We start from the raw sequence: 4,820 nt of genomic DNA, 5'->3' as shown, positions 1-4,820 counted from the left end.
GGGCACTTTATTCGGGAGGGAAGTTATTTGAAGCGGCGCGGCTTTTTGAAGAGTGTTGGCGTCAGAATCCGGGCGATCGCGTTGCTAAAATGTACTGGGAACGCTGTGAGTCTGCATTGTTGACTCGCACAAAAATCAAAGACAGGCTACACAATTTACATTAAGCAATTGCTATACCTGAAAATCACAGCAAAAGTGCGATCGACTCTTGGTGCACCCTACAAATTAGGCGAGCGAAATCGGGGCTAGCACAAAGTATTTGCAGGCTGTCACCCCAAAAACTCAACATTTGTTACAAAAAAAAATTACCTTTATAACGTGCTATTCTATAAATCAAGCTGGTGCGTTTTGACTTCGCGTTAATTTTTAGCAAAAAAATCAATATGCTCTCGATTCCAGGCGTTACCGTTGTGAAACTTCTCTATGAAAGCGCCAACTCTCTAGTTTACCGGGCGATTCGGGAAGCGGATCGCCAGCCGATTATCCTCAAACTGCTCAAAGAAAGCTACCCCACACCTCAAGAATTGGTGCGCTACCGCACCGAATACCGCATCACCCAAGAGTTGAAAGAGGCGGGAGTCGTGCGAGTCTATGACTTGCAAAAATACCAAAACAGCCTCGTGATGTTTGTGGAGGACTTTGGCGGCGAATCCTTGACAATTTGGATGCAGCAGCGGAAGTTTACTCTAGAAGAGTTTCTGCAAATTGCGATCAAAACCGCTGAAAGTTTAGGCCAGATTCACGCGGCTAACGTCATTCACAAAGATATCAACCCTTCCAATATTGTCTACAACCCGGAGACAGAACAGTTAAAAATTATTGATTTTGGTATTTCCACGCAGCTAACGCGCGAAAATCCGGTACTGAAAACGCCTGGAGTTCTGGAAGGTACGCTGGCCTATATTTCGCCTGAACAAACGGGTAGGATGAATCGCGCTCTCGACTATCGCACTGATTTTTATTCGCTCGGCGTCACTTTTTACGAACTGCTGACGGCAAAACTGCCATTCGAGACATCGGACGCTTTAGAGTTACTTCACTGCCATATTGCAAAGGTGCCAGTGCCCCCCTGCGAAGTCAATTCAGAAATCCCTAAAGCCGTCTCAGATATTGTGATGAAACTCTTAGCAAAAACGGCGGAGGAGCGATACCAAAGCGGCAGGGGAATTCAAGCGGACTTAGAAGCTTGCTTGAAGCAATTGCAACACATCGGCAGCATCGAGCCTTTCCCATTAGCCAATCAGGATATTTCCGATAAATTTCAACTGCCGCAGAAACTTTACGGCAGAGAGCGAGAAATTGAAACTTTACTCAGAGCCTTCGAGCGTGCGAGTGCGGATAAAAGCGAATTAATGCTGGTGGCAGGTTATTCGGGAATCGGGAAGTCAGCATTAGTGCAAGAACTCTACAAACCCATCACCCAAAAGCGCGGCTATTTTATTTCGGGTAAATTTGACCAGTACCAGCGCAACATTCCCTACAGCGCCATCATTACGGCTTTTCGAGAATTAGTGAAGCAACTTTTAAGCGAACCTGAAGCGCAACTGAACCAGTGGCGGAAGAAACTTCAATCTGCTTTGGGAAGTAATGGTCAAGTGATTTTCGAGGTAATTCCTGAAGTAGAGTTGATAATTGGCAAACAGCCTGCCGTGCCTGAACTCGGTTCCAATGAGTCCCAGAATCGCTTTTATTTAGTATTTCAGAACTTCATCAAAGTCTTTACTAAACCAGAACATCCTTTAGCAATATTTATTGATGATTTACAGGGGGCAGATGGCGCCTCTCTGAAACTAATTAAATTACTGATGAGTTTTTCATCACCCGGCCTGTTTTTAATTGGTGCGTATCGGGATAACGAGGTAAACTCCGGGCATTTGTCAATGTTAACACTAGATGAGATTGCCAAAACCGGAGCAATTATTAATCGCATTTTCCTCTCGCCTTTGGCATTATCTACAGTCACTCAAATTATTTCAGAAACTCTCAAATCTTCTCAAGAAAAAGCCAACTCTATTGCCGAGTTAGTGCATTTAAAAACCGGAGGAAATCCCTTTTTTATGAATGAGTTTTTGAAATCACTTTATACAGAAGGGCTCTTAGAGTTTAACTTTCAGACCTTAGAGTGGCAGTGGGTAGTAGCTCAAATTCAAGCAAGGGATTTTACTGATAACGTAGTCGAACTGATGGCAACCAAAATTCAAAAGCTGCCAAAAAATACGCAACTGAGGTTACAGGTAGCAGCCTGTATCGGCAATCACTTTGACCTATCTACCTTATCTATTACCAGTGAAAAAAGCCTTACAGATACAATTAATGATTTGCAACCTGCGGTTGCTGAAAACTTTGTTGTTCATTTTGGTAGTATGGGCGATTTGGTATTAGCTGTGAATGGGAAATTATCCAATTCCCAGTCCCTAGAGTACAAATTTGTTCACGACAGAATACACCAAGCTGCTTATTCTCTAATTTCCGAAGCCGACAAAGCAAATATTCACCAGCAAATTGGAAAATTATTGCTGCAAAATACTTCTGCCGACAAGCGAGAAGAGAAAATATTTGACATTGTAAATCAACTGAATTTAGGGGTAGGGGCAACCACAGAAGGATTGCCCCTACTGACTTCTCAAGAAGAAAGAGATGAACTAGCTCAGTTAAATCTTATGGCTGCTCAGAAAGCAAAAGCATCCATTGCATATCAATCTGCGTTGAATTATTTGCAAGTAGGGATAGATCTGTTAGCAGCCAATAGCTGGAAACAGCAGTATTCTCTCATCCTCTCACTGTATGAAGAAGCAGCCGAAGTTGCCTATTTGCTTGCCGATTTTGTTTTGATGAATAAATTTGCTCAAACATTACTCTCACAAGCCAAAACAGTGCTAGATCAAGTGAAAGTGTATGAGATAAAAATTCTGGCATCTAATGTTCAGGGCAATTTGCATGAGGCGATCCTGCTTTCGAGGGAAGTGCTGAAAATGTTGGGGGTGGAGTTGCCAAAACAACCTAACTCATTCCATATTGTATGGCAGCTAATGCGAACCCAGATGAGAATAGGTAACAAAGAGATTGCTAGCTTAGTTAAGCTGCCAGTTATGACAGATCCTTACCATATTGCTGCAATGCGTATCTTGGCTAAAATTGCACCTGCCGCTTACTCCGCTAAACCTATGTTGTTTCTCCTGATTGTTTTCCAAATGGTTAACCTATCTTTGAAAGGGGGGAATTCTACTGAATCGGCTTTTGCTTATAGTAATTATGGGATAGTGCTTTGTGGCGTCATTGGAAATATTGAAAAGGGCTTTCAATTTGGTCAACTGGCGCTTGATTTACTGTACAAATTGAATATTATAGAAGCAAAAGCAAAGACGGAGTTTGTAGTTAATAATTTTATAAAGCATTGGAGAGAACCGGTCAAGAAAATTTTAAAATTACAGCTTGAAAATTATCAAGTTGGGATGGAAACGGGAGACTTGGAATTTGCTGCCTATTCAGTTCAAATGCACTGCCACTATGCTTTTCTGAGTGGCGTAGAATTAAGGGAACTGGATTCAAAGATAGCAAATTATACTGATCTCATCCGTCGAATGGGGCAAGAAAGAATCATTGAGGGGCAGAATCTATATCATCAAGCAGTTCTGAACTTGCGCGATCTAGCAGAAAATACTACTTCTCTAAAGGGAAAATTTTATGATGAACAGGTAATGCTGCCGCTCTTAATAAAGCGAAGCGATCGGTATGCTATTTGCAATCACTATTTAAACAAATTGATACTTTGTTACTTATTTGGCGAAGAAAAAAAAGCCGTAATTGCTGCCAAAGCAGCAGAACAATATATCGAGAGTGTTACAGGGTCTCTGGTAATTAGTTATTTCTATTTTTATGATTCTTTAGTACGTCTTGCTATAGCAAAAAATACTGCTTATTTCCAGCAAAAACGCCACCTCCGCAAAGTGCAAGCCAACCAGAGAAAGATGCGGAAATGGGCGCGTCATGCACCAGCAAATAATTTGCATAAGTTTTATCTGGTCGAGGCAGAACTTTATCGGGTTTGTGGCAAAGATCCACGAGCAATGGATTATTATGACAAAGCAATTGCCCTTGCCAAAGACAACGAATACATCCATGAATCTGCCCTCGCCTACGAACTAGCAGCCAAGTTTTATTTATCCAAAGGCCAAGAACTGACAGCCAGAGCCTATATGCAAGAATCACGTTACTGCTATCAACTCTGGGGTGCGGCGGCAAAGGTCAAAGATTTAGAAAAGCGCTATCCCCACCTATTCACGCCCAGTCAATCAATTATTAAAGATACCCAAACTACTACAACTGGCTCAGGCTCAAATTTAGATATTGCCACAGTAATGAAGGCGTCTCAGGCAATTTCTGGCGAAATTCAGCTAGATAAGCTACTGTCTAGCTTGATGAAAATTTTGATGGAAAATGCGGGGGCACAAAAAGGTTATCTGATTTTGTCAAGCTGCGAAAAGCTATTAATTGAAGCTGAAGGGAAAATTGATGACGCTCGCGTTACCCTGTTGCAGTCAATCCCCGTTGAAAGCTGTCAAGAACTTTCCAAAGCGATTGTCAATTATGTGGCCCGCACTCAAGAAAGCGTAGTACTGGATGACGCTGTTCGAGAGGGAAAATTTACCAAGGACTCGTACATCCAAAAAAATCAGCCCAAATCAATTCTCTGCGTGCCGCTAATTAACCAAGCTCAAATCGTCAGTATTGTTTACCTAGAAAACCAGGGCTATTTCATTCTAAACAACTCCTTAATTAGTTTAAGGCCAAATCCCGCCAGACGTTGGGCTTGAGCCATA

At 42.1% G+C, this 4,820-nt stretch carries 1 protein-coding gene; it reads left to right on the top strand.

From position 1 onward, the window contains the following. The first annotated feature begins 383 nt into the window (after positions 1-383). A complete protein-coding gene (locus Q5691_RS27255) occupies positions 384-4,814 on the top strand; it encodes an AAA family ATPase (protein WP_333348344.1) in 4,431 nt (1,476 codons plus the stop codon). The last annotated feature ends 6 nt before the right edge of the window (positions 4,815-4,820 follow it).

The sequence above is a fragment of the Microcoleus sp. w1-18aA5 genome, from assembly GCF_036701705.1.
In the GTDB taxonomy this organism is placed as follows: Bacteria; Cyanobacteriota; Cyanobacteriia; order Cyanobacteriales; family Microcoleaceae; genus Microcoleus.
The sequence above is the reverse complement of the archived record's forward strand: the minus strand, read 5'-3'. Positions and strand labels throughout refer to the sequence as shown.